The following is a 19,336-nucleotide window of genomic DNA, read 5'->3' as shown; positions in this document are numbered from 1 at the left end:
CACGCTGGTGTGCTCATGCGTGAGGCCCCCGCCATTGAAACGACACCCGCGAAAAGGTTAGATGTCGGCTTCCACTTCATTGCCCTTGGCTTCGAGCCAGCTGCGCCGTTGCGCCGCTTCGCCCTTGCCCATGAGCATATTCATCCGCGCCACGGTCGCGTCGAAATCGAGTCCGCCGAGTGCCACGGGGCTCAACCGGCGGGTGTCGGGATTCATGGTGGTTTCCCACAACTGCGCCGCGCTCATTTCTCCCAGCCCCTTGAAGCGGCTGATCGACCATGCGGATTCGCGCACACCATCCTTGCGCAACTTGTCGAGAATCGCTTCGAGTTCGCCTTCGTCGAGCGCGTAGAGCTTCTGCGCGGGCTTCTTGCCACGTGCCGGTGCGTCTACGCGATACAGCGGCGGACGTGCCACATACACGTGTCCCTTCGCGATCAATTGCGGGAAATGACGGAAGAACAGCGTGAGCAGCAACACCTGAATGTGCGAACCGTCGACGTCGGCATCCGAGAGGATGCAGATCTTGCCGTAGCGTAGATTCGACAAATCGGGCGTGTCGTTCGCGCCATGCGGGTCGACGCCGATGGCCACGGCGATGTCATGCACTTCGTTGTTCGCGAAGAGCCTGTCGCGCTCGGTTTCCCAGGTGTTGAGAACTTTGCCGCGCAACGGCAGAATCGCCTGGAATTCCTTGTCGCGGCCCATTTTCGCCGAGCCGCCCGCCGAATCGCCCTCGACCAGGAAAAGTTCGTTACGCGTAATGTCTTCGGTCTCGCAATCGGTCAGCTTGCCCGGCAATACGGCGACACCGGAACTCTTCTTCTTCTCGATCTTCTGGCCCGCACGCGTGCGCGCCTGCGCCTGACGAATCACGAGTTCGGCAAGCTTCTTGCCGTGCTCGACGTGATGGTTGAGCCACAGTTCGAGCGCAGGACGCGTGAACGACGACACGAGACGCACGGCGTCTCGGCTGTTCAGACGCTCCTTGATCTGCCCCTGGAATTGCGGATCTAGCACCTTCGCGGACAGCACAAACGACACTCGCGAAAAGACGTCCTCGGGCAGCAACTTCACGCCCTTGGGCTGAAGATTATGCAGTTCGATGAAGCCGCGCACGGCCTGAAACAGCCCTTCGCGCAACCCCGATTCGTGAGTGCCGCCTGCCGGCGTGGGAATCAGGTTGACGTACGACTCGCGCACCGGCGCGCCGTCTTCGGTCCATGCCACGACCCACGCTGCGCCCTCGCCTTCGGCAAAGCTGTCTTCGCTGCCATCGGCAAATCGCTCGCCCTCGAACAACGGGATGAGCGGCTCTGCGCCGCCCAGCGATTCGACCAGATAGCCGCGCAGACCGTGTTCATAGAACCACGTCTGCTCTTCGCCGCTCTTCTCCTGACGCAACGTGACGCGCACGCCCGGCAACAGCACGGCTTTTGAGCGCAGCAGGCGCTGCAGTTCACCCAGCGGCAACGTGGGGCTATCGAAGTATTTCGTGTCCGGCCAGACGGTGACGCGCGTGCCGCTCTTCTTCTCGCCCCGTTGTGCCGCGCGCGAATGCAACGCCACGCTGACGTTTCCGCCATTGGCGAATTCGAGTTCGGAGACCTGGCCCTCACGCCAGACCGTCACGGCCAGACGCGTCGCCAGCGCGTTCGTCACCGACACGCCAACGCCGTGCAAGCCGCCGGAGAAGGTGTAAGCGCCGCCGGCGGCCTTGTCGAACTTGCCGCCGGCATGCAGACGCGTGAACACGATTTCAACGACTGGCACCCCCTCTTCCGGGTGGATGCCGACGGGAATGCCACGGCCGTCATCCTCGACGCTCACCGAACCATCCTTGTTCAGCGTGACGAGAATCTGCTTGCCGAAACCGCCAAGCGCTTCGTCGGACGCGTTGTCGATGACTTCCTGAATGATGTGCAGCGGATTTTCGGTGCGGGTGTACATGCCCGGGCGCTGCTTGACCGGTTCAAGGCCTTTCAGGACCTTGATGGACGCTTCGCTGTACTGGGCAGGCGTATTTTTTTTCGACATAGCGTGACTGAATTGGGGTACGACGCCCTGTGATTATCCACACATCCTGTGGACAACCACGGGGAAAACCCATTAACACATGAAAAAAGCGACGCCGGATCAACGACTTGAGTTGCGGCGCCCACATAATGGGCACTCTGCGCGCTCAGCGCCCGGCTTGGGTGGGCCGGGAGGCGAGCCGCGCCTGATGAATCGCGGCCTATTGTACTGTCACTCGCAACACGCTCGAATGACAACCCGTGCCGGCCAACACAATGCGGCCTGATATCCGGCCGCAAGCGCTTCGGCCAATCGTCAGGCGCTCTCGCCGCGCTGCTTGGCTTCGAGCACTTCCCAGCGTTCGAGCGCTTCGAGCAACTCCAGTTCGATGGCCTCGAAACGTTCGGACAACGCCGCCCCGGCTGCCGGATCTTTCACAAAGATTGACCCATCTTCAATCTTCGCAGCGGCGTCCTTTTGTTCCGTTTCCAATGCGGCGATGCGCTCCGGAAGACTGTCGAGTTCGCGCTGTTCCTTGTAGCTCAGCTTGACCGTGCGATTGGCGCCGCGCTTCGACGCGCCGGGCACCTCCTTGGCGGCCTCGTCGGCCGGCGCACGCTGCGCAGCGAGCGCGGCAGAGCGTTCGCTCTGCACCTGCCAGTCGGTGAACCCGCCGACATACTCGCGCCAGTTGCCGTCGCCTTCCGCGGCGATGACCGAGGTCACCACATTATCCAGGAACGTCCGATCGTGACTCACGAGGAACACCGTGCCGCTGTAATCCTCGAGCAGTTCTTCGAGCAGTTCCAGGGTCGGGATGTCCAGATCGTTGGTCGGTTCGTCGAGCACCAGCACGTTGGCCGGGCGCGCAAACAATCGGGCGAGCAGCAGACGGTTTCGCTCGCCGCCCGAGAGCGACTTCACCGGGGAGCGGGCACGCTCCGGCGAGAACAGGAAGTCGCCGAGATAGCTCATGACATGCTTGCGCACGCCGCTGATTTCGATCCAGTCGCTGCCCGGACTGATCGTATCGAGCAAACTCTTCTCGGGGTCGAGTTGCGCGCGCATCTGATCGAAATACGCCACCTGCAAATTGGTGCCGACGCGAATCTGTCCGCTATCCGGCGCGATTTCGCCGAGGATGAGCTTGAGCATCGTCGTCTTGCCGACGCCGTTCGGACCGACGAGGCCGACCTTGTCGCCACGCATGAGGGTCGCCGTAAAATTGCGCACGATGACGCGTTCGCCGTAAGACTTTGTGACGTTGGTCAGTTCCGCCACGATCTTGCCGGACTTCTCGGCCTGCGCCACATCCATGCGCACGTTGCCTTGAATTTCACGGCGCTCGGCGCGCTCGTTGCGCATCGTCTTCAAACGCTCGATACGCGACACACTGCGCGTGCGGCGCGCTTCGACGCCCTTGCGAATCCACACTTCTTCCTGCGCGAGCAGCTTGTCGAATTTCTCGTTCTCCACCCGCTCGACTTCAAGCTGCGCGGCTTTGCGCTCCTGATACTGCGTGAAGTTGCCGGGGTACGAGAGCAAGCGTCCGCGGTCGAGTTCGACGATACGCGTGGCAACGCGGTCGAGGAAACTGCGATCGTGGGTGATGAACAGCAGCGCACCGCGATAACCGATGAGCAGGTCTTCCAGCCAGCGGATCGCTTCGAAATCGAGGTGGTTGGTCGGCTCGTCGAGCAGCAGCACATCGGGTTTGGCTACCCACGCCTGAGCCAGCGAAACACGTTTTTGCATCCCGCCGGAGAGCGCTCCCACGCGAGCGTGCCCGTCGAGGCCAAGCTGGGCGATGGTCGTCTCGACGCGCGTCTTGACTTGCCATGCGTCGGCGGCGTCGAGCGACGACTGCAGGGTATTGAGACGCACGAGCAGCGCATCGTGCTCTGCCCCATCGGGGGCGTCGGCCAGCGCCTCGGCTGTGCGATCGTAATCGGAGAGCAGCAGGTGCAAGTCGCCGAGGCCGAGCGCGACGGCGTCGAACACCGTCTGATCGGCATCGAACTCGGGTTCTTGCGGCACATAGACCGTATGGAGTCCAGCCTGACGAGCGACCAGCCCGTCGTCGGGCACGGTCAAGCCCGCCACGATCTTGAGCAGCGAAGATTTACCTGCGCCGTTGCGCCCGATAAGCCCGACGCGCTCACCGGCTTCGAGCGAAAAATCGGCATTGTCGAGCAATGCCACGTGACCGAACGCCAGTTGGGCGCCCGTGATGGAATACAAGGCCATGTGTCGGGGAACGGGAGAACTACGATGGGAGGTATTGTAGTGCCGGGCGCGAAGGCCCGGCCGATATTGCACGGCTATTGCACCGCTACGGTACTGTCATTGCGCCGCCGGCGCGCGCAGCATTTCGATATGCATGATGCCGTCTTCGTCATACGGCTCGCTGACCTTGACGAACCCGAATGCGCCATAAAACGCTTCCAGATAGGCTTGAGCGCCGATGCGCAGCGGGGCCGACGGCCACTGCACCTCGGCAATGGCGATCGCCCGGGTCAGCAGCTCGCGCCCGAGCCCGGTACCGCGATGCGACGCCGCCGTGATCACACGCCCGATCGACGCTTCGTCGTAAGCAAGCCCCGGCGGCAACAGGCGGAGATACGCAGCAATTTGCGGCTGATCCGATGCGTCGCGCACTTGCGCGACGAGATGCAGGCTATGGAGATCGCGTCCGTCGACGTCCTGATAGGGGCACTGTTGCTCGACTACGAATACGGCGCTTCGCGCCGCCAGAATGCGATAAAGCAGCGTGCTCCCCAACTCGTCGAACGACTTGCAAATCCATTCCATTCCCGACGCCCCCGCCTCTCGTTGTGAAAGGCGGGACTATAGCACCGTCGCAAAGCGACGATGCCAGCATCGCGCACATGGAATGAACTGCGGGGAACCCGGCTTACTGATAGTAGACGATGCCCTGCTCAATGTCGGCACGGGCATTACGCTCGGCGTCATCAAGGGCGTTACCTTGCGTAGCAAAGCCGTAGGCAGTCTGAACCTGATAGGCACCGACTCTTTCCATACCTTGACGGGTCGGGCGATGAATCTCGTAGAACGCGTCCCACCGGGCGTTGTCACGCTCCACGGCATGGACGCTGTACTGGAATTCTTGATATTGCGTTGTTTTCATTTTGTATCCTTCTCACTGCATAAAATTTGACTAATAACTATCCCTCTCGAATCGGCTTACGGTGATGAGAGTGCAGATTTGCACAAATGTTTCCGTGAAGTGCACGCAGCCTATCGGGCAAATATGACAAGCACACGGCATTCGCGTGACTGACATACGGCAGACGGCACTGCTGAACGCTGCATACGGCACAAGACCCTATGCACACCGTCACTGCGCAACGTAAGGCGCAATGGGGGCGTTCTGTGTACGACTTCCTGTTTCGGGGAACGATGCACTGCCGCCCGGTCGAGGGCAGCGGCAAGAACGTTGGTCACATGGAATCGCGCCAAGCATTCAGGGCGGCATGTGGTAGCACGGTCGTGCGGCACATGTGTAGTGATAATCGTGCCACACGTCGGCTATCTCCGGACGGGGTCTGAACCTGCCCGGCAATTCATGCCACGGGTGACTGCCACCCATTGAATCCGAAGATGACGGACAAATGAGCACAGTTGGCGAATAATACCAGAAAAATCCTGCTCGTGCACCGAAGCAGCGCAATCTCGATCTGTGGCTACGGTGTGGCCGTGCGGTCGTCGATTTGGGCCAGTACCCAGTACATATAGCCCGCGAACGCCCCGAAGATCACGTGCCCGGCCACCATCGTCCAGCCGCGCGACTCGATGAACCACGGAAACAGCTGCGTCATGACGTAAAAGTTGACGACGTATGCGACGAGCCCGAAAACCGCGCCCGCAACCGACACCGTGACCACATCCGAGTCCAGCCGGAACGGTGCGATGATCGCGCCCAGCACCACGCCGAGCACGACGCCGATGGCCGCGTGGACCAGGAGTGCCATGGAGACGATGGAAAGGTCGAATGTGGCCGGCTGAGACAGAATGCCCGGCCCCAGCACAATGGCGGCGACCATTCGAGGCGGCACCCACGGGCTCTGGCCTGAGACCAGCAGCACCATGAGCATTTCCACCGCAGAAAAGAAGGCGCAGGCGACAAAGCCGGCAATAGCGGCCGCCACCCAGTCGGGTGAGCGGTGCGTGTAGCGATGCGAGTGGAGGTGCAGTTCCATGATGTCCTCCCTTGAAGGTCACTCACAGGCCGCCGGCAGCACCGGCAGTCTTTTCAGGATAGAACAATCCGGGCGCGGCGACGGCTGACCGGCGCTATATACTCGGTGTCACACCCCGCCGCCGGCGGGACTTTCGGGAGATATCGTATGTCCAGTCTTCTTGGCCTGCTCGTCGCTATCGTACTCGTTGGGATTCCCGTCTGGCGTATTCTGACCCGGCTCGGCCTGTCGCCATGGTTGACGGTGCTGGCCTTCATCCCAGTCGTGAACATCATCTCTCTCTGGCTGCTGTCCTATGCCAACTGGCCAGGTCTGCGCACCGCAGTCCAGGCACCGAACGTCTGACGTCTGACGCCTGAGCGCCGGTGCCCCGCGCGTGCGAGGCATCGGCCACCTGCCCGCCTGTACGAGTTCGTGCCCGTCCGGGCCACTTCCCGACGCCACGTTCTCCGCGTTTCCAAGGGTCAAGTCTCCACGCTGCCCCCCCACATCCCCGCCGTGTTACCGCGCGAACGCTCGCCCGTGGTGCAATGCGGTACGGTAGAATATTCGCCAAACTCCAAACACTGGTCAGGCATGAGCACAGAGCTGAACGCGGCATCCAACTTCATCCGCAACATCATTGACGAAGACAATCGCTCGGGCAAATGGGGCCAGCGCGTTGAAACGCGCTTCCCGCCGGAGCCCAATGGCTATCTGCACATCGGTCACGCAAAGGCCATCTGCGTGAACTTCGGAATGGCACGCGACTACGATGGCGTGTGCCATCTGCGCTTCGACGACACGAACCCGGAAAAGGAAGAGACCGAATACGTCGACTCGATCATTGAAATGGTCAAGTGGCTCGGTTTCAGCTATCAGACGCCGCAGAAGGAACACCTCTACTTCGCAAGCGACTACTTCGACAAGCTGTATCAGGGCGCCGAGATCCTGATTCAGCGCGGCAAGGCGTACGTCGACAGTCAAAGCGCCGACGACATGCGCGCCAACCGTGGCACGCTGACCGAGCCGGGCAAGGATTCGCCGTTCCGCAACCGTTCGGTCGAAGAGAACCTCGATCTGTTCCGTCGCATGCGTGCAGGCGAGTTTGCCGACGGCACGCATGTGCTGCGCGCCAAGATCGACATGGCCTCGCCGAACATCAACCTGCGCGACCCGGCCATCTACCGCATCCGTCACGCGCATCACCATCGTACGGGCGACGCCTGGTGCATCTACCCGATGTACACCTACGCGCACCCGCTCGAAGACGCCATCGAGAACATCACGCACAGCCTGTGCACGCTGGAGTTCGAAGATCAGCGTCCGTTCTACGACTGGGTGCTGGGCGAGTTGGCCGATGCCGGCATGTTCACGCGTCCGACGCCGCAGCAAATCGAATTTGCGCGTCTGCAACTGACTTATGCCATCACGAGCAAGCGCAAGCTGCGTCAGTTGGTCGACGAAAAACACGTCGACGGTTGGGACGACCCGCGCATGCCCACGCTCGTTGGCCTGCGCCGTCGCGGCTTCTCGCCCGAAAGCCTGCAATTGTTCTGCGAGCGTATCGGCGTGGCGAAGTCGGCGTCGTGGATCGACATGAGCATTCTCGAGCAGGCCCTGCGCGACGACCTCGATCCGAAGGCCCCGCGCGCGACGGCAGTGCTTGATCCGCTCAAGCTCATCATCGACAACTACACGGAAGGCAAGCAGGAAGACTGCCAGGCCCCCGTGCACCCGCACTTCCCGGAGCGCGGCATGCGCACGTTCCCGATCTCGCGCGAGTTGTGGATCGAGCGTGAAGACTTCCAGGCAGAGCCGGTGAAGGGCTTCTTTCGACTGTTCCCCGGTAACAAGGTGCGTCTGCGCTACGGTTACGTGGTGGAATGCACGAGCTTCGATACCGATGCCAACGGCAACGTCACCGCCGTGCACTGCAACTACTTCGAAGACAGCCGTTCGGGCACACCGGGCGCGGACAACTACAAGGTCAAGGGCAACATCCATTGGGTGAGTGCGCCGCATGCCGTTGCCGCCGAGGTGCGCATCTACGACCGGCTGTTCCTCGACCCGAATCCGGATGCTGGCGACAAGAACTTCCTCGACACCATCAATCCGAACGCGAAGCGTGTCACGCAAGCCTTTGTCGAACCGGGTCTGATGCACGTTGCACCGGAAGATCGCGTGCAGTTCGAGCGTCATGGGTACTTTGTCGCCGACCGCCACGATTCGGTGCCGGGCAAGCCGGTATTCAACCGGATCGTATCGCTCAAGGATAGCTGGGCAGTCAAACCCGCAAAGGGTGGCGGCAAGTAATCGCCGCATAGCGGATGCCCGCCGAACAAGACCCGCGCCCTCGTGCGCGGGTCTTGCTTTTCCGGGCTCGATTCGCGGAAGTCAGCCGCAGCATGCGATGAAATACCGACTATAAGGCGCCGACGCGCCAGGACAGACCGGTTCGGCGTAGGTTCGCGCTCATCGCTCGTGTGCCTTTGGGGTGTTTCGCCCGCTCAGGCGCCTCGCGTCGCGAACCCACCGTCAACGCCCTCCCGAGCCGCCGCTGTCCGACCACGCCAATACCTCGTTCCTCGCTCCTCCCGGCGTCCCCGGCACCACCTTCCTCGGGTGCACCTTGCGAATGAGCACCGCCGGCTGGCTGATGTGCTTTACGGCACGGTCGCGAACTTCGCACAGATCTACTTCATTCCATCGGCAGGCATCGGCCTGTTGTTGCTCGCCGTGCTCGCGCTGGCCGACTTACGTGCAGCACTTTCCGGGATGACGGCAAGTGTCGCCGCATCGTGTCTGGCGATCATGCTACGGCTGCCACGCGAGCTGCGCCGCAGCGGGATACCCGGGTACAACGGCGCGTTGACCGGCATTGCCTTCGGCGCCCTGTGGCAACCCGACGCCGTGTTCGCCGCATGGCTAGCGGTTTGCGTCTGCCTGACCGTCTTCACTATGGCCGCACTCGCGCGCTACAGACTCCCTGCCCTGACCGGCCCATTCGTGGGTGTCCATGGCGCTCACGTGGGCCGCGCAGCCCTGGCTGACGTTACTACCACGCACCGGGGGGGCACTCTCATGCGACGCGGGCACGCCCGGCTTCGTCTTCTGCTCGGTTGGTCAGATCGTCTTCGTGGCACCGCTAGTCCTGGGTCTGCTCCCGGGTACGTGCTCGCGCTCCAGAATGTGCGCACCACGTTGTGGGCGCTGGCAGCGGGCGTCGCCGTCGGGTCGGGGCTCGCCGCGCTGGCAACGATTTGGCCCGCGATGGCCGGGCAAGCCGGCGGGATTGGCGTGAATGCGTTTCTTGCGGCACTCGGAGTGGGCGCGTTTGCACGGCCGCTCAACGCCGCCAGCCCGATTCCCCATAAAAAAATGCCCGGAACGTTGACGCTCCGGGCACTCGCTCATCGCAAACCCCGTGTGGTTTTGGCCTGCCTTCGCTCGTTTCCGAGCAATTCTTGTTGTACTGCTTCCTCCCTGACGCTCACAAACGCCCCCCGACGTTGTGAACCGCTACCGAAGCCCAGGCCTCTTGAGTGCCCTACTCGTATCAACGGTCGTACGCGGAAAAAGTTGACGGGGGTATACACCGATCTTTCGTCACTCCACGCCCACGTCATCGATACGCTTGCCGGTAACGGCCGGTGTCTTCACGACAGCGTATCGCGCGAGCGTCTCTTTTCGGGCCACATCGTGAGCAACTACCGGTTGCGGATAGTCGCGCCCCAGTGTGACCTTGCCGCCAAGCAGCGTCTGCGCATCCGCTCGCCACGGCGCGTGCAACGCCTTGTCGGGCAAATTGGCCAGCTCCGGCACATACTTCCGGATGAAGCGGCCGTGCGGGTCGAACGTCTCCGACTGGGTTGTCGGGTTGAAGATGCGGAAATACGGCTGCGCATCGCACCCGGTCGACGCCGCCCATTGCCAGCCACCGTTATTCGCCGCCAAATCGAAATCGTTCAGGGCGCGTGCGAAGTACGCCTCGCCCCGTCGCCAATCGATGCCCAGATCCTTGACCAGAAAGCTTGCCGTGACCATGCGAAGGCGGTTGTGCATATAGCCCGTCTGGTTGATCTGACGCATGGCTGCATCCACCAGCGGATACCCCGTTCGGCCCTCGCACCAAGCTTGAAAATTCGCGTCGGCTGCCATCCCGGAAGCCCACTCGATAGCGTCGTAAGCGGGTTTGAACGCCTTCCCGACGACGTGCGGATAATGGTGCAGGATCATGAAATAGAACTCGCGCCAGATGAGTTCACTCAGCCACTTCCGGGCGCCGCTTCCGGCATCACCCTCCTGGAACATCGCAGCGTGCGCTTCGCGGGCGAGCGTGCGGATCGAGATCGTGCCGAAACGCAGGTGCACCGACAGGTAGCTCGGCCCGCGCACGGCGGGATAATCGCGTCGCTCATGGTAATGCGCCATGCGCGGCAAAAAATCGTCCAGCAATTGGCGAGCGCCTGACTCCCCGGCCGGGACCGCCATCCGGCGAGCTTCCGACACGTCGAAACCCAATGACGCGAGCGAAGGAAGCGCCTCGGCATCATTCGGTGGCACGGCCAGATGTTGCAAGTCACGCGTGCGCCCGTGAGGTGCCAGATCGACCGGACGCACCTGCTTCAACCATGCCCGCTGGTAAGGCGTGAACACGCTGTACGGCTCACCCTGCGATGTGAGAATCTCGCTGGCCTCGAAGATCACCTGATCCTTGAGCGCCTCGAATGCAATGCCGAGATCGTCGAGCGAGCGCGCCACGAAACGATCGCGCGCCACTGCCGCCGGTTCGTAGTCTCGCCCGGCAAAGACGGCCTGAACGCCCAGCGACTTTGCCAGCGAGGGAATCGCTACGGTGGGATCGCCGTGACGCACGATCAGCGCGCCCCCGGCATCGGCCAGGGTGCGAGCCAACTCGGCCACGCTGTCGTGAATGAATGCGACACGGCGATCGTCGGCCGGCAAACCTTTGAGAATCATCGTGTCGAAAACAAACACGACATACACCTCGCGGCACGTTGACAGCGCCTGCGTCAGCGTTGCGTTATCGGTGCAACGCAGGTCGCGCCGCATCCAGACCAGCCCTTTTTCGAATTCGCTCATGTCGGATTGGCGCGACACCCACGCGCCGTTATCGGTTGATTCGGGACGAATCCGCCAAATCCCTTACCATAGCGAGATCGCGGACTTCATGCCATCGGCCTCGATTACCTCATGACTCGGAAGTTTCCGAATTTGGCCCGCACGCAACTTGTCGTGCCCGCCCTGTTCTGTGTCGCTATCGCCCTGCTTGTCACTGGCTGCGCCACCCCATTGAAACCGAACACCGCGCCTGCTGCGACGCGTCCTCCCGCGCCCGACGCCGCCACCTTGCGTGAGCGTCATCTGGCCGCCGCCGACGCCGCAGCCGACCAGTACCGGACATGCCTTTACGGCCACGTTGCGCGCTATATCGATCTCGTGCCCGATTCTGCCCGGCTGGCGGACGAAGCCGCCGCGGAGTGCGCGCCGATCACCGAGCGATTCCGCCGCGAGCGGCAAGCCGCCATTGTGACGTACACCTCAGCAGCCGACGCGTCGCAGCAAGCCGATGCCGCCGCGCTCTCGCTCAAGGCCGACGGTCTGCGGGTCGCACGCGCTCGCGCCACAGAGCTGCGCGCGCTACGGTGAGGGATCATCCGATCTCGCGGCAAACCTACGTAGTCCTCCCGACGTGCTTTCCCTAATCGGGCAAGCCCCGATTGGCGAATGACCCGTCGCTGACCAAAATGAAATCGCCCTCTTATGTCCTTTTGAGGGTACTGCGACAACGTCATTTGCCCGCTTCGGCGGGCATTTTTCTTCGGTATCCGCAGGATTTTGCCCGTGACGTCCGGGGCGAGGAGGCTGCGATGTGCATCTTATGCAGACGCAGGATGGATGTCACTTGCCGTCGCGCTCACGCGGCGCCGACGCGTCCTCGTCAGACGAAGGCTCTTGCAACGCGTCGCGCCCCAGCCAGCGGTGCGCGAGCACTTCGATGCGCCCGCCGAGTGCCAACACGATAAGCAGCAGGAGCATCGCCACCAGCGCGATATGCCAGCGGCCCAGGCCGCAGATGATGCCGATCCCTGTCGTACTCCATAGCGCCGCCGCCGTGGTGAACCCATGCACTGACGCGCCGTGACTCGGACGGATGATGCAACCCGCGCCAAGAAAACCGATGCCGGCAACGATGCCCTGAATCACCCGGCTGACCGACGAGTCGTCGTAGATCAACGACGACCCCGGAAACGGCACGACCGCCAGCACGAACAACGCCGAGCCGAACGACACGATCGCCAGCGTTCGCAAGCCGACAGACTTGTGATGCAAATTTCGATTGAGCCCGACAAGGCCACCAAGAATCAATGCCGCCGTCAGCCGCAATGTGACTTCGATGATCTCCGTCATCCCTCACCTCGCTCGCTTACGCGATCTATGCCTGTGATGCCGCATTATCGCCCGGCGGCGGCGTGGTGAGTGAGGTGCAGCCCTCCTCGTCGTCGAACAGTCGCAACTGGCGTGCTGCCTGAGCTTCCAGCAGGCGCACACCCACGCCCATCAGGCGCACCGGGCGGCGTTTGCGGCCCGCCGCTTCCGCCAGCAACTCCCGGCATTGCACGGGGTCGACAGTCAGCGCACCTGCTTCGGCAGTCGTGCGCGAGAAGTCGGCGAAACGAATTTTGACAAAGATTTTCGCGATGGCCAGCGGCTCGCTGCGACGCGCCCGCTCGATGCGCTCGAACAATTGACGAAGCAGCGGTTCGAGCGCCGTCTCGCATTCGGCGAGCGTTCGCAGATCGCGCGTGTAGGTCGTCTCGACACTGATCGATTTTCGCTCGCGATCCGGACTCACCTCGCGCGTGTCGATGCCGCGGCAGCGCTCGAACAGACGCTGACCGAACACGCCGAAACGCTCGGTGAGATTGGCCATCGAGTGACTTCGCAAGTCGCCGCACGAATCCACGCCCAGTGCGCGGAGCTTCTCTGCCGTCACCTTGCCTACGCCGAACAGGCGCTCGACGGGCAGCGCAGCCACGAACGCATCGACTTGCGCGGGCTTGACGACGAACATGCCGTCGGGCTTGCGCCAATCGCTGGCGATCTTGGCAATGAACTTGTTCGGCGCCACCCCGGCAGAGACGGTCAGCCCGACTTCGGCGGCAACGCGGGCGCGGATCTCGCGAGCGATCAGCGTCGCGGAACCATCGCAATGCTCGCTGTCAGTGACATCCAGATACGCCTCGTCCAGCGAAAGCGGTTCGACGAGATCCGTGAAATCGCGATAGATCGCCATGATGCGCTGCGAGGCTTCCTGATACCGGCTCATCCTGGGGGGAATGATGCGCAGCGTAGGACACAGCTTGAGCGCCTGAGCCGACGGCATGGCGGAGCGCACGCCAAAGGCGCGCGCCTCATAATTGCACGTGGCGACCACACCTCGCTGATCTGGCTGGCCACCAACGGCCAGTGGAATTCCCCGCAACGACGGATCGTCACGCATCTCGACAGAGGCGTAAAAGCAGTCGGCGTCGCAGTGAATGATCTTGCGTATTGGGGATGACATGGCGAGCGGCGAAAACACTGTGCAAATATACAGCATCCGCACAACATTTGCGCCCCATCAGTGACGCCCCATCATCGCACAGGCAGGAACTGGAGAAACTGCGCACCGAGCAGATTCTGAACATAGCCGATGCCCGCACGGCGGTACTTTTCGTCGAGCATCTCGGCCAGCAGGTCGAGGCGGCCGATGACCTTGCCGAACTCCCGTTCAAAGCTCACGTTGCGCACATCGGCGATTTCATTCGCCAGCAATAACGGCTTGCCTGCGGGGTCACGACGGCTCGCCAGCAGCCACGCGGCAATTTCCACGTTGCGTGCCGCGTTATAGATCCGCTGCGCATCGAGACCGTCGCTCAGATAAAACACGGTCGTTCCACCGTGCGCGGTGATGATCGTGTCCGACAGGCTGAAGACGAAAGCGGCCACACGATCACCATTGAACGTCGGGTCGAGCGACAGCGACAGCGCTTTCACGTCGCGCAGATCCTGTAGCGCCAGCACGCTACGCCGCCCTTCGACGGCAGCGCGCAATTGCGTCATCGCCTGGGCCTGACTCGTGGCCCCGCTCTTGCGCCATTCGCGCGGGTTACGCCTGTAGAGCTTGTCGGCCAGCACGTACAGGCTCTCGAGATTGGCCCGCATACCCAGCGTCGCCACGCGATTGATATCCGTCTGCGCAAGATCGGCCGTCGTCATCGCTGTCGAGCGAACTTTCCCGTGATCTGCCGATGCGTCCTGATAGGACACACATCCGATCATCGTCGTGCTTGCCGCCGCGCTGACGAGCGCAACCGCCAATCGTCCTCTCGCGGCGTGGGTGAACCAGTGTCGATGTCGTTGTAAGGCGAGCCGTCGGGTCATGAGCGTATCGGTGTCGGTAAGCGACGACTCTACGCGATGGAAGGCCGCACCTCGCGCCTCACCTCCCTGAAAATTGTGACATTCGGTAACCTGTCGCGGCCCGGCATCAGGGCATGAGCGCTTCTCGTGCCTGAACAAACAGCGGGTGCGTCATGGCCTCCTCCAGACGTAGCACCGGCGTGACGCAGCAATCGGCATCGGCGAAGCGCGACGTCCAATCGGCTTGCGACGCGCTCGCAAACACCACCGCAAGTTCACCCTGAAGTGCGCGTGCATCGTCGCCACCAATGACTTGGCCCAGCGACCAGTGCCGCGACTTCCAGTCGCTGCGCCCGAGTACATCGCACAAGGTCTGCCAGAACTTGAGTTCGAGTGCCCCGACGGCCATGTGGCGTCCGTCCTGCGTGCGATACACCTGATAGCAAGGCACACCGCCGTTGAGCAAATCCATGCCCGCTCGCGACACATGCCCCTGCCGGTGCAACGCCACGGCGGGGACGAGGTTCGCGCGAAACACCTCGTGCGTCATCGAGATATCCAGCCATCGGCCGCGCCCCGTGCGCTGTGCCGAAACGAGCGCCGCCAACACGGCTTGCGCCGCCTGCCCACCGCCGTACAAGTCGCCAATCTGGAAGTTCGGGACGATTGGCGCGTCCGCCGTGTCCCCCAACTGGTCGAGCACCCCCGCATAGCCGATGTAATTGATATCGTGCCCCGCCGCCTGCGCCATCGGTCCATGCTGTCCGTAGCCGGAAATCGACGCCATCACCAGCGAGGGTCTGAGGCGTGCAAGCGTCTCATAGTCGAAGCCAAGCCGTGCCATCACGCCGGGGCGAAATCCTTCGAGCAACACGTCGGCACGAGACACCCAATCTTGAAACGTCGCGCGGTCGGCATCGTTCTTCAGGTCGAGCCGCTCCACCGACTTGCCGCGATTGAGCAGACGCCAGAAGGCGCTCGGCGGTGGTTCGTCCTCGCCGAGCATCATCTCGCGGGCGTAGTCGCCTGCGCCCTTGTCCTCGATCTTGATGACCTGCGCGCCCAGTTCGGCGAGACGAAGGCCAGCGAGCGGACCGGGTAACAGACGGGTGAGATCCAGAACGGTAATACCGGCAAGCGGTGCGTCGGCCACGGCAGACGGTACCGACGATTCACGTGCGTGAGATAGATCGAGTGATTCGGTCATGGCGTGCGGAGAAGGAGTGAGCGTCAATGCCCACACCGTACCGCGCCGTGCCATCTGCCCGCAAGCAGACGACACGTCATCCTCACTCGGAAAATGCCGAATTCAGCCTCGACTGGCGCCGTCTTCCCACAAAACGGGACCGGTGTGATCATTGGCGCCGGAGGCATCGTCCGGCAGGGTTTCATTCACCGGTCCCGCCACCACCCCCTCGCTCAACAGACGGGCGATCTGGGTGTCCAGATACCCCAGATCGCGCAGGATTTCATTCGTATGCTCCCCCGCCGCCGGTAGCGCACGGCGCGCCGGCAAGCGTTGCCCCGCCATCGTGATCGGCAACAGCGGCACCTGCGTGTGCTCGCCGTTCTCAGTCACCAGATCGCCCAATCCGCCGCTCGCGAGCAGATGCGGATCGTCGAACAGCGCCTGCGGTGCGACGATCAGCGCGAACGGCAGACCATGACGCTCGAACGCGGCCGCCAGATAGCCCGCGTCGAACCCTTGCATCATCTCGCGCAGCAAGGGCAGCAGCCAGTCACGCGCCAGCACCCGGCCGTTGTTTGTCGCGAGCCTCGCATCGTCGGCCAGATCCTGACGGCCGAACACGTCGCAAAACGTCCGCCATTGGTTGTCGCTCACGACAGCGAGGAAGATCTGCACGCCGTCGCGTGCCGTGAACACGTCGTAGATTCCCCAGGCCGACAGGCGCGCAGGCATCGGGTCGGGCGCCACTCCCGTCACGGCATACTGCTGCATGTGCTGCGCCGCGAGCAGCACGCAGTTCTCGAACAGCGCGCCTTGCACCTCCTGCCCGCGTCCGGTCGTCTTGCGTTCATACAGCGCCGCCAGCGCGGCGAGTGCACCGAACACCCCCCCCATGATGTCGTTGACCGACGCCCCTGCGCGCAGCGGCTGCCCGGGCGGCCCGGTCATATAGGCCAGCCCGGCCATCATCTGCACCACTTCGTCGAGCGCGGTGCGCGCCGCGTAAGGGCCTGGCAAGAAACCTTTGAGCGAGACATAGACAAGCGCGGGATTCAGGCGCGACAACGTCGCGTAATCCAACCCCATCTGACGCATTCGCCCCGGCTTGAAGTTCTCGGTCAGCACGTCGGCCGTGCTCACCAGACGCAGAATCAATTCGCGCCCTTCGGGCCGGGTGACATCCACGGCGAGACTGCGCTTGTTGCGATTGAACGCGCGGAAGAAGCCCGCCCCCGTGCCCAGCAGACGCCGCGTCGCGTCGCCGCCCACGGGTTCCACCTTGATGACGTCGGCGCCGAGATCGCCGAGCACCATGCCGCACGTGGGGCCCATGACCATATGGGAAAACTCCACGACGCGAATGCCTCGCAACGGCGTTGGCGCCGCAGGGGAATCATGCGGCATCGACTACCCTCCCGAACCTGCTCTCGACGCTTCGCCACACGGCCGGCCTGGCGGCCTCGCGGCATGCGGGACGAATCCGTCGCGTCGTAGTTGATCGAAGCCGACGATGTACCCCGCCAAGGCACTCGCCGCCACCGTGGCCGGACTCCCCAGCCACATCTGTCCCGGCCCGGAACGTCCGGGGAAATTCCGGTTCTGCGCGCTGATGACCACTTCGCCCGGGGCGCGCGACACGCCGGGACCGGCGTTCACACACGCGCCGCACCCCGGCGAGAGCATCGTCACGCCTGCCGCCGCGAACACTTCGGCGTAGCCCTGTCCCTCGCACCATGCCCGCACGTCTTCGCTACCGTATTGCAGGTAGAAGCGCACGCCATCGGCCACGCAATGTCCATGCGACAGCCCCCACGCGAGCACGTCACGACAAGCCCGCAAATCGTCGCGCTTGCTGCCCGTGCAAGACCCGCCGTAAGCAATATCGATGGGCACCACCGCCGTCAGATCAGTCAGCGCCACGCCGTTGCCCGGATCGCCGGGACTCGCCACCATCGCCCCGAGACATGCGCAATCGATCTCGATGACGTGCGCGTACGACGCCTGCGCATCGTTGGTCATCCACGGCGCCAGCGAGAAGTCGATGCGGCGCCGCTCGCGCAGATACCGGACGGTCTCGGCATCGGGCACGATCAGCCCCGTCAGCCCGCCGATCTCCGCGACCATGTTGGTCAGTGTGGCGCGCTCGTCGGTCGACAGGTGCGCCACCGCCTCACCGGCGAATTCGATGATCTGGCCGATCGCACGGCCGTCGCGGATATACGGCAGACGCAGCAAGTGCAGCGCCAGATCCTTCGCCCCCGCGCCCGCCGGCAAAGACGAGCGCAGATGCACGAGGCAGGTGCCGGGTACCGCCAGACGCGCGTCCCCCGTCAGCCAGGCGTTCGCCATTTCCGTCGCACCGACACCGAAGGCGAACGCACCAACGGCGCCGCAATGCGGCGTGTGCGAATCGGTGCCGACGATCACCTGCCCCGGCAGGGCGTAGCGCTCGAGCATCAGCGCGTGACAGATGCCTTCCGAGCCGCCGCCAGCCGCGCGCCCGTGCAGACGCAGATCGTGCTGCGCGCAGAATTCACGCTGCACCGCGCCCAGACGTTTCGCCGCATCCACCAACGCCGGCGGCCGGCTGGCGTCGGCGGACACCGCGTCGAGATGGGTGAGGTGGTCCTCGAAGCACAATATCGATGCCGGATCGTGTAACTCGGGCACCGCGTCGCCGAAGGCGTGGCGCAGGAAGCTCACGGCCATCGGTGTCACATATTCATGAGAGAAGCGCCAGTCGGCGGGCACGAACACGGCGTCGCCCGCGCGCACGCGAGCCACGCCCAGCGCCTTCGCAATGAGCTTCTCGCCGTAGGTCATCGGGCCCGGCGTATGGGCGGGACGTGGCGGTACGGTGTCTCCCGCCAGACGACGCCGCGTGTAGCCGAACAGGCCCCCGCTGCGCACGATGGCTTCCCCCAACGAATCGCAGTCCTCGAGAAAGGCCTCGATCGGCACCGCTTCGCCCGCCTGCAAGCGCTCCGCAAGCGTCACGTCGGTCGACATCAGCAGCCCGAGGTTTTGACAGTTCTGCGCGTAGATGCGCTCGAAACTCTCGGCAATCACCACGCGAATGCCTGCACACCATTCGGCGAACGGACTGGCCTCCCGCGACGATCCCTTACCCCGGCGCAGCCCCGCGACGGAGAGCGCAAAACCGCCTTCACGCACCGCCTTTGGCCTGACAGGAAACACCCCGGCAGGATCTGCCGAGTCGGCACCGCACCGCAATCCGACGTAGACGTAGTCGCCCAGCGTTTCGTCGAACGCCAGACAGACCCATGCCGGTGTCATCTCGTCGGTGGAAATCTGGTCGCGTAAGGGGCCGGCTTCGGCCCGCGTCAGTGACTCGCCCTTGAGCTGCCGGGCCATGACGTCGGCACGGTCGCTCAACCACAGCACACGTCCGTTCAGTTTCACGGTGTCTTGCATAAGAGCGCTCCTCGAATGTTCCCGCATGGGTTCACCCGTTTCGATCGCAAGTTCCGTGCCGAATTGT

General features: G+C 63.2%; 15 protein-coding genes and 1 pseudogene. 4 read left to right on the top strand and 12 right to left on the bottom strand.

All coding sequences use genetic code 11. The annotated features are described in order from the left end of the window. Nucleotides 1-57 precede the first annotated feature (57 nt). The 5 genes from PHO31112_RS04640 to PHO31112_RS04620 all read right to left on the bottom strand — a co-directional run bounded on the left by PHO31112_RS04640 (nt 58) and on the right by PHO31112_RS04620 (nt 6,236). Nucleotides 58-2,037, bottom strand: a complete 1,980-nt coding sequence (locus PHO31112_RS04640) for a DNA topoisomerase IV subunit B (protein ID WP_150619437.1) — start codon at nt 2,035-2,037, stop codon at nt 58-60. A 294-nt stretch (nt 2,038-2,331) separates the two neighbouring features. Further along, the gene (locus PHO31112_RS04635) at nt 2,332-4,263 is read right to left on the bottom strand and encodes an ATP-binding cassette domain-containing protein (RefSeq protein ID WP_150619436.1); all 1,932 of its coding nucleotides are present in this window, start codon (nt 4,261-4,263) and stop codon (nt 2,332-2,334) included. A gap of 96 nt (nt 4,264-4,359) precedes the next feature. Then, on the bottom strand, nt 4,360-4,827 hold the full coding sequence (locus PHO31112_RS04630) for a GNAT family N-acetyltransferase (RefSeq protein WP_010807500.1): 468 nt from the start codon (nt 4,825-4,827) through the stop codon (nt 4,360-4,362). A 103-nt stretch (nt 4,828-4,930) separates the two neighbouring features. Further along, nucleotides 4,931-5,164, bottom strand: a complete 234-nt coding sequence (locus tag PHO31112_RS04625) for a hypothetical protein (RefSeq protein ID WP_150619435.1) — start codon at nt 5,162-5,164, stop codon at nt 4,931-4,933. 556 nt (nt 5,165-5,720) lie between these two features. Then, on the bottom strand, nt 5,721-6,236 hold the full coding sequence (locus tag PHO31112_RS04620) for a hypothetical protein (protein WP_150619434.1): 516 nt from the start codon (nt 6,234-6,236) through the stop codon (nt 5,721-5,723). Between the two features lie 147 nt (nt 6,237-6,383). Between PHO31112_RS04620 and PHO31112_RS04615 the strand changes: the two genes are divergently transcribed. The 3 genes and pseudogenes from PHO31112_RS04615 to PHO31112_RS28120 all read left to right on the top strand — a co-directional run. Then, nucleotides 6,384-6,581: a hypothetical protein gene (locus tag PHO31112_RS04615; protein WP_150619433.1), complete on the top strand. Its 198-nt coding sequence runs from the start codon at nt 6,384-6,386 to the stop codon at nt 6,579-6,581. A 231-nt stretch (nt 6,582-6,812) separates the two neighbouring features. Further along, nucleotides 6,813-8,531: a glutamine--tRNA ligase/YqeY domain fusion protein gene (locus PHO31112_RS04610; protein WP_150619432.1), complete on the top strand. Its 1,719-nt coding sequence runs from the start codon at nt 6,813-6,815 to the stop codon at nt 8,529-8,531. Nucleotides 8,532-8,573: 42 nt separating this feature from the next. Then, a pseudogene (locus tag PHO31112_RS28120) lies at nt 8,574-9,536 on the top strand (urea transporter); the annotation flags it as partial. 288 nt (nt 9,537-9,824) lie between these two features. On the opposite strand, the gene PHO31112_RS04600 reads toward PHO31112_RS28120, so the two are convergent. Then, nucleotides 9,825-11,321 (bottom strand): cryptochrome/photolyase family protein, encoded by a 1,497-nt coding sequence (locus PHO31112_RS04600; protein ID WP_150619431.1) that lies wholly within the window; start codon nt 11,319-11,321, stop codon nt 9,825-9,827. A 111-nt stretch (nt 11,322-11,432) separates the two neighbouring features. Between PHO31112_RS04600 and PHO31112_RS04595 the strand changes: the two genes are divergently transcribed. Further along, on the top strand, nt 11,433-11,888 hold the full coding sequence (locus tag PHO31112_RS04595; protein ID WP_150619430.1) for a hypothetical protein: 456 nt from the start codon (nt 11,433-11,435) through the stop codon (nt 11,886-11,888). A 252-nt stretch (nt 11,889-12,140) separates the two neighbouring features. Here PHO31112_RS04595 and PHO31112_RS04590 read toward each other — a convergent pair whose 3' ends face one another. From PHO31112_RS04590 to PHO31112_RS04565, 6 genes are all read right to left on the bottom strand, one after another. Continuing rightward, nucleotides 12,141-12,650 carry an MgtC/SapB family protein gene (locus PHO31112_RS04590; protein ID WP_150619429.1) on the bottom strand — a complete coding sequence of 170 codons (510 nt, stop codon included), beginning with the start codon at nt 12,648-12,650 and terminating at the stop codon, nt 12,141-12,143. A gap of 25 nt (nt 12,651-12,675) precedes the next feature. Beyond that, nucleotides 12,676-13,806 (bottom strand): DNA polymerase IV, encoded by a 1,131-nt coding sequence (gene dinB, locus PHO31112_RS04585; RefSeq protein ID WP_150619428.1) that lies wholly within the window; start codon nt 13,804-13,806, stop codon nt 12,676-12,678. Between the two features lie 71 nt (nt 13,807-13,877). Next, complete coding sequence (locus PHO31112_RS04580) at nt 13,878-14,564, bottom strand: hypothetical protein (protein ID WP_150619769.1); 687 nt, start codon at nt 14,562-14,564, stop codon at nt 13,878-13,880. 208 nt (nt 14,565-14,772) lie between these two features. Next, nucleotides 14,773-15,852, bottom strand: coding sequence for a CaiB/BaiF CoA transferase family protein (locus PHO31112_RS04575; protein WP_150619768.1), 1,080 nt, complete (start codon nt 15,850-15,852; stop codon nt 14,773-14,775). Nucleotides 15,853-15,954: 102 nt separating this feature from the next. Then, on the bottom strand, nt 15,955-17,238 hold the full coding sequence (locus PHO31112_RS04570; protein WP_150619427.1) for a CaiB/BaiF CoA transferase family protein: 1,284 nt from the start codon (nt 17,236-17,238) through the stop codon (nt 15,955-15,957). A 3-nt stretch (nt 17,239-17,241) separates the two neighbouring features. After that, nucleotides 17,242-19,269, bottom strand: coding sequence for an aconitase family protein (locus tag PHO31112_RS04565; protein WP_150619426.1), 2,028 nt, complete (start codon nt 19,267-19,269; stop codon nt 17,242-17,244). Nucleotides 19,270-19,336 lie beyond the last annotated feature (67 nt).

The organism is Pandoraea horticolens (assembly GCF_902459555.1).
Taxonomy (GTDB): domain Bacteria; phylum Pseudomonadota; class Gammaproteobacteria; order Burkholderiales; family Burkholderiaceae; genus Pandoraea; species Pandoraea horticolens.
This window is presented reverse-complemented; position numbering and strand designations above follow the sequence as displayed.

Excerpts from the sequence above, each read along its gene's own strand:
- PHO31112_RS04570 (WP_150619427.1), bottom strand. The coding sequence starts at position 17,238 with ATGCCGCATGATTCCCCTGCGGCGCCAACGCCGTTGCGAGGCATTCGC.
- PHO31112_RS04565 (WP_150619426.1), bottom strand. The coding sequence starts at position 19,269 with ATGCAAGACACCGTGAAACTGAACGGACGTGTGCTGTGGTTGAGCGAC.
- PHO31112_RS04615 (WP_150619433.1), top strand. The coding sequence starts at position 6,384 with ATGTCCAGTCTTCTTGGCCTGCTCGTCGCTATCGTACTCGTTGGGATT.
- PHO31112_RS04575 (WP_150619768.1), bottom strand. The coding sequence starts at position 15,852 with ATGACCGAATCACTCGATCTATCTCACGCACGTGAATCGTCGGTACCG.
- PHO31112_RS04590 (WP_150619429.1), bottom strand. The coding sequence starts at position 12,650 with ATGACGGAGATCATCGAAGTCACATTGCGGCTGACGGCGGCATTGATT.
- PHO31112_RS04600 (WP_150619431.1), bottom strand. The coding sequence starts at position 11,321 with ATGAGCGAATTCGAAAAAGGGCTGGTCTGGATGCGGCGCGACCTGCGT.
- PHO31112_RS04640 (WP_150619437.1), bottom strand. The coding sequence starts at position 2,037 with ATGTCGAAAAAAAATACGCCTGCCCAGTACAGCGAAGCGTCCATCAAG.
- PHO31112_RS04595 (WP_150619430.1), top strand. The coding sequence starts at position 11,433 with ATGACTCGGAAGTTTCCGAATTTGGCCCGCACGCAACTTGTCGTGCCC.
- PHO31112_RS04580 (WP_150619769.1), bottom strand. The coding sequence starts at position 14,564 with ATGATCGGATGTGTGTCCTATCAGGACGCATCGGCAGATCACGGGAAA.
- PHO31112_RS04610 (WP_150619432.1), top strand. The coding sequence starts at position 6,813 with ATGAGCACAGAGCTGAACGCGGCATCCAACTTCATCCGCAACATCATT.
- PHO31112_RS04635 (WP_150619436.1), bottom strand. The coding sequence starts at position 4,263 with ATGGCCTTGTATTCCATCACGGGCGCCCAACTGGCGTTCGGTCACGTG.
- dinB (WP_150619428.1), bottom strand. The coding sequence starts at position 13,806 with ATGTCATCCCCAATACGCAAGATCATTCACTGCGACGCCGACTGCTTT.
- PHO31112_RS04625 (WP_150619435.1), bottom strand. The coding sequence starts at position 5,164 with ATGAAAACAACGCAATATCAAGAATTCCAGTACAGCGTCCATGCCGTG.
- PHO31112_RS04630 (WP_010807500.1), bottom strand. The coding sequence starts at position 4,827 with ATGGAATGGATTTGCAAGTCGTTCGACGAGTTGGGGAGCACGCTGCTT.
- PHO31112_RS04620 (WP_150619434.1), bottom strand. The coding sequence starts at position 6,236 with ATGGAACTGCACCTCCACTCGCATCGCTACACGCACCGCTCACCCGAC.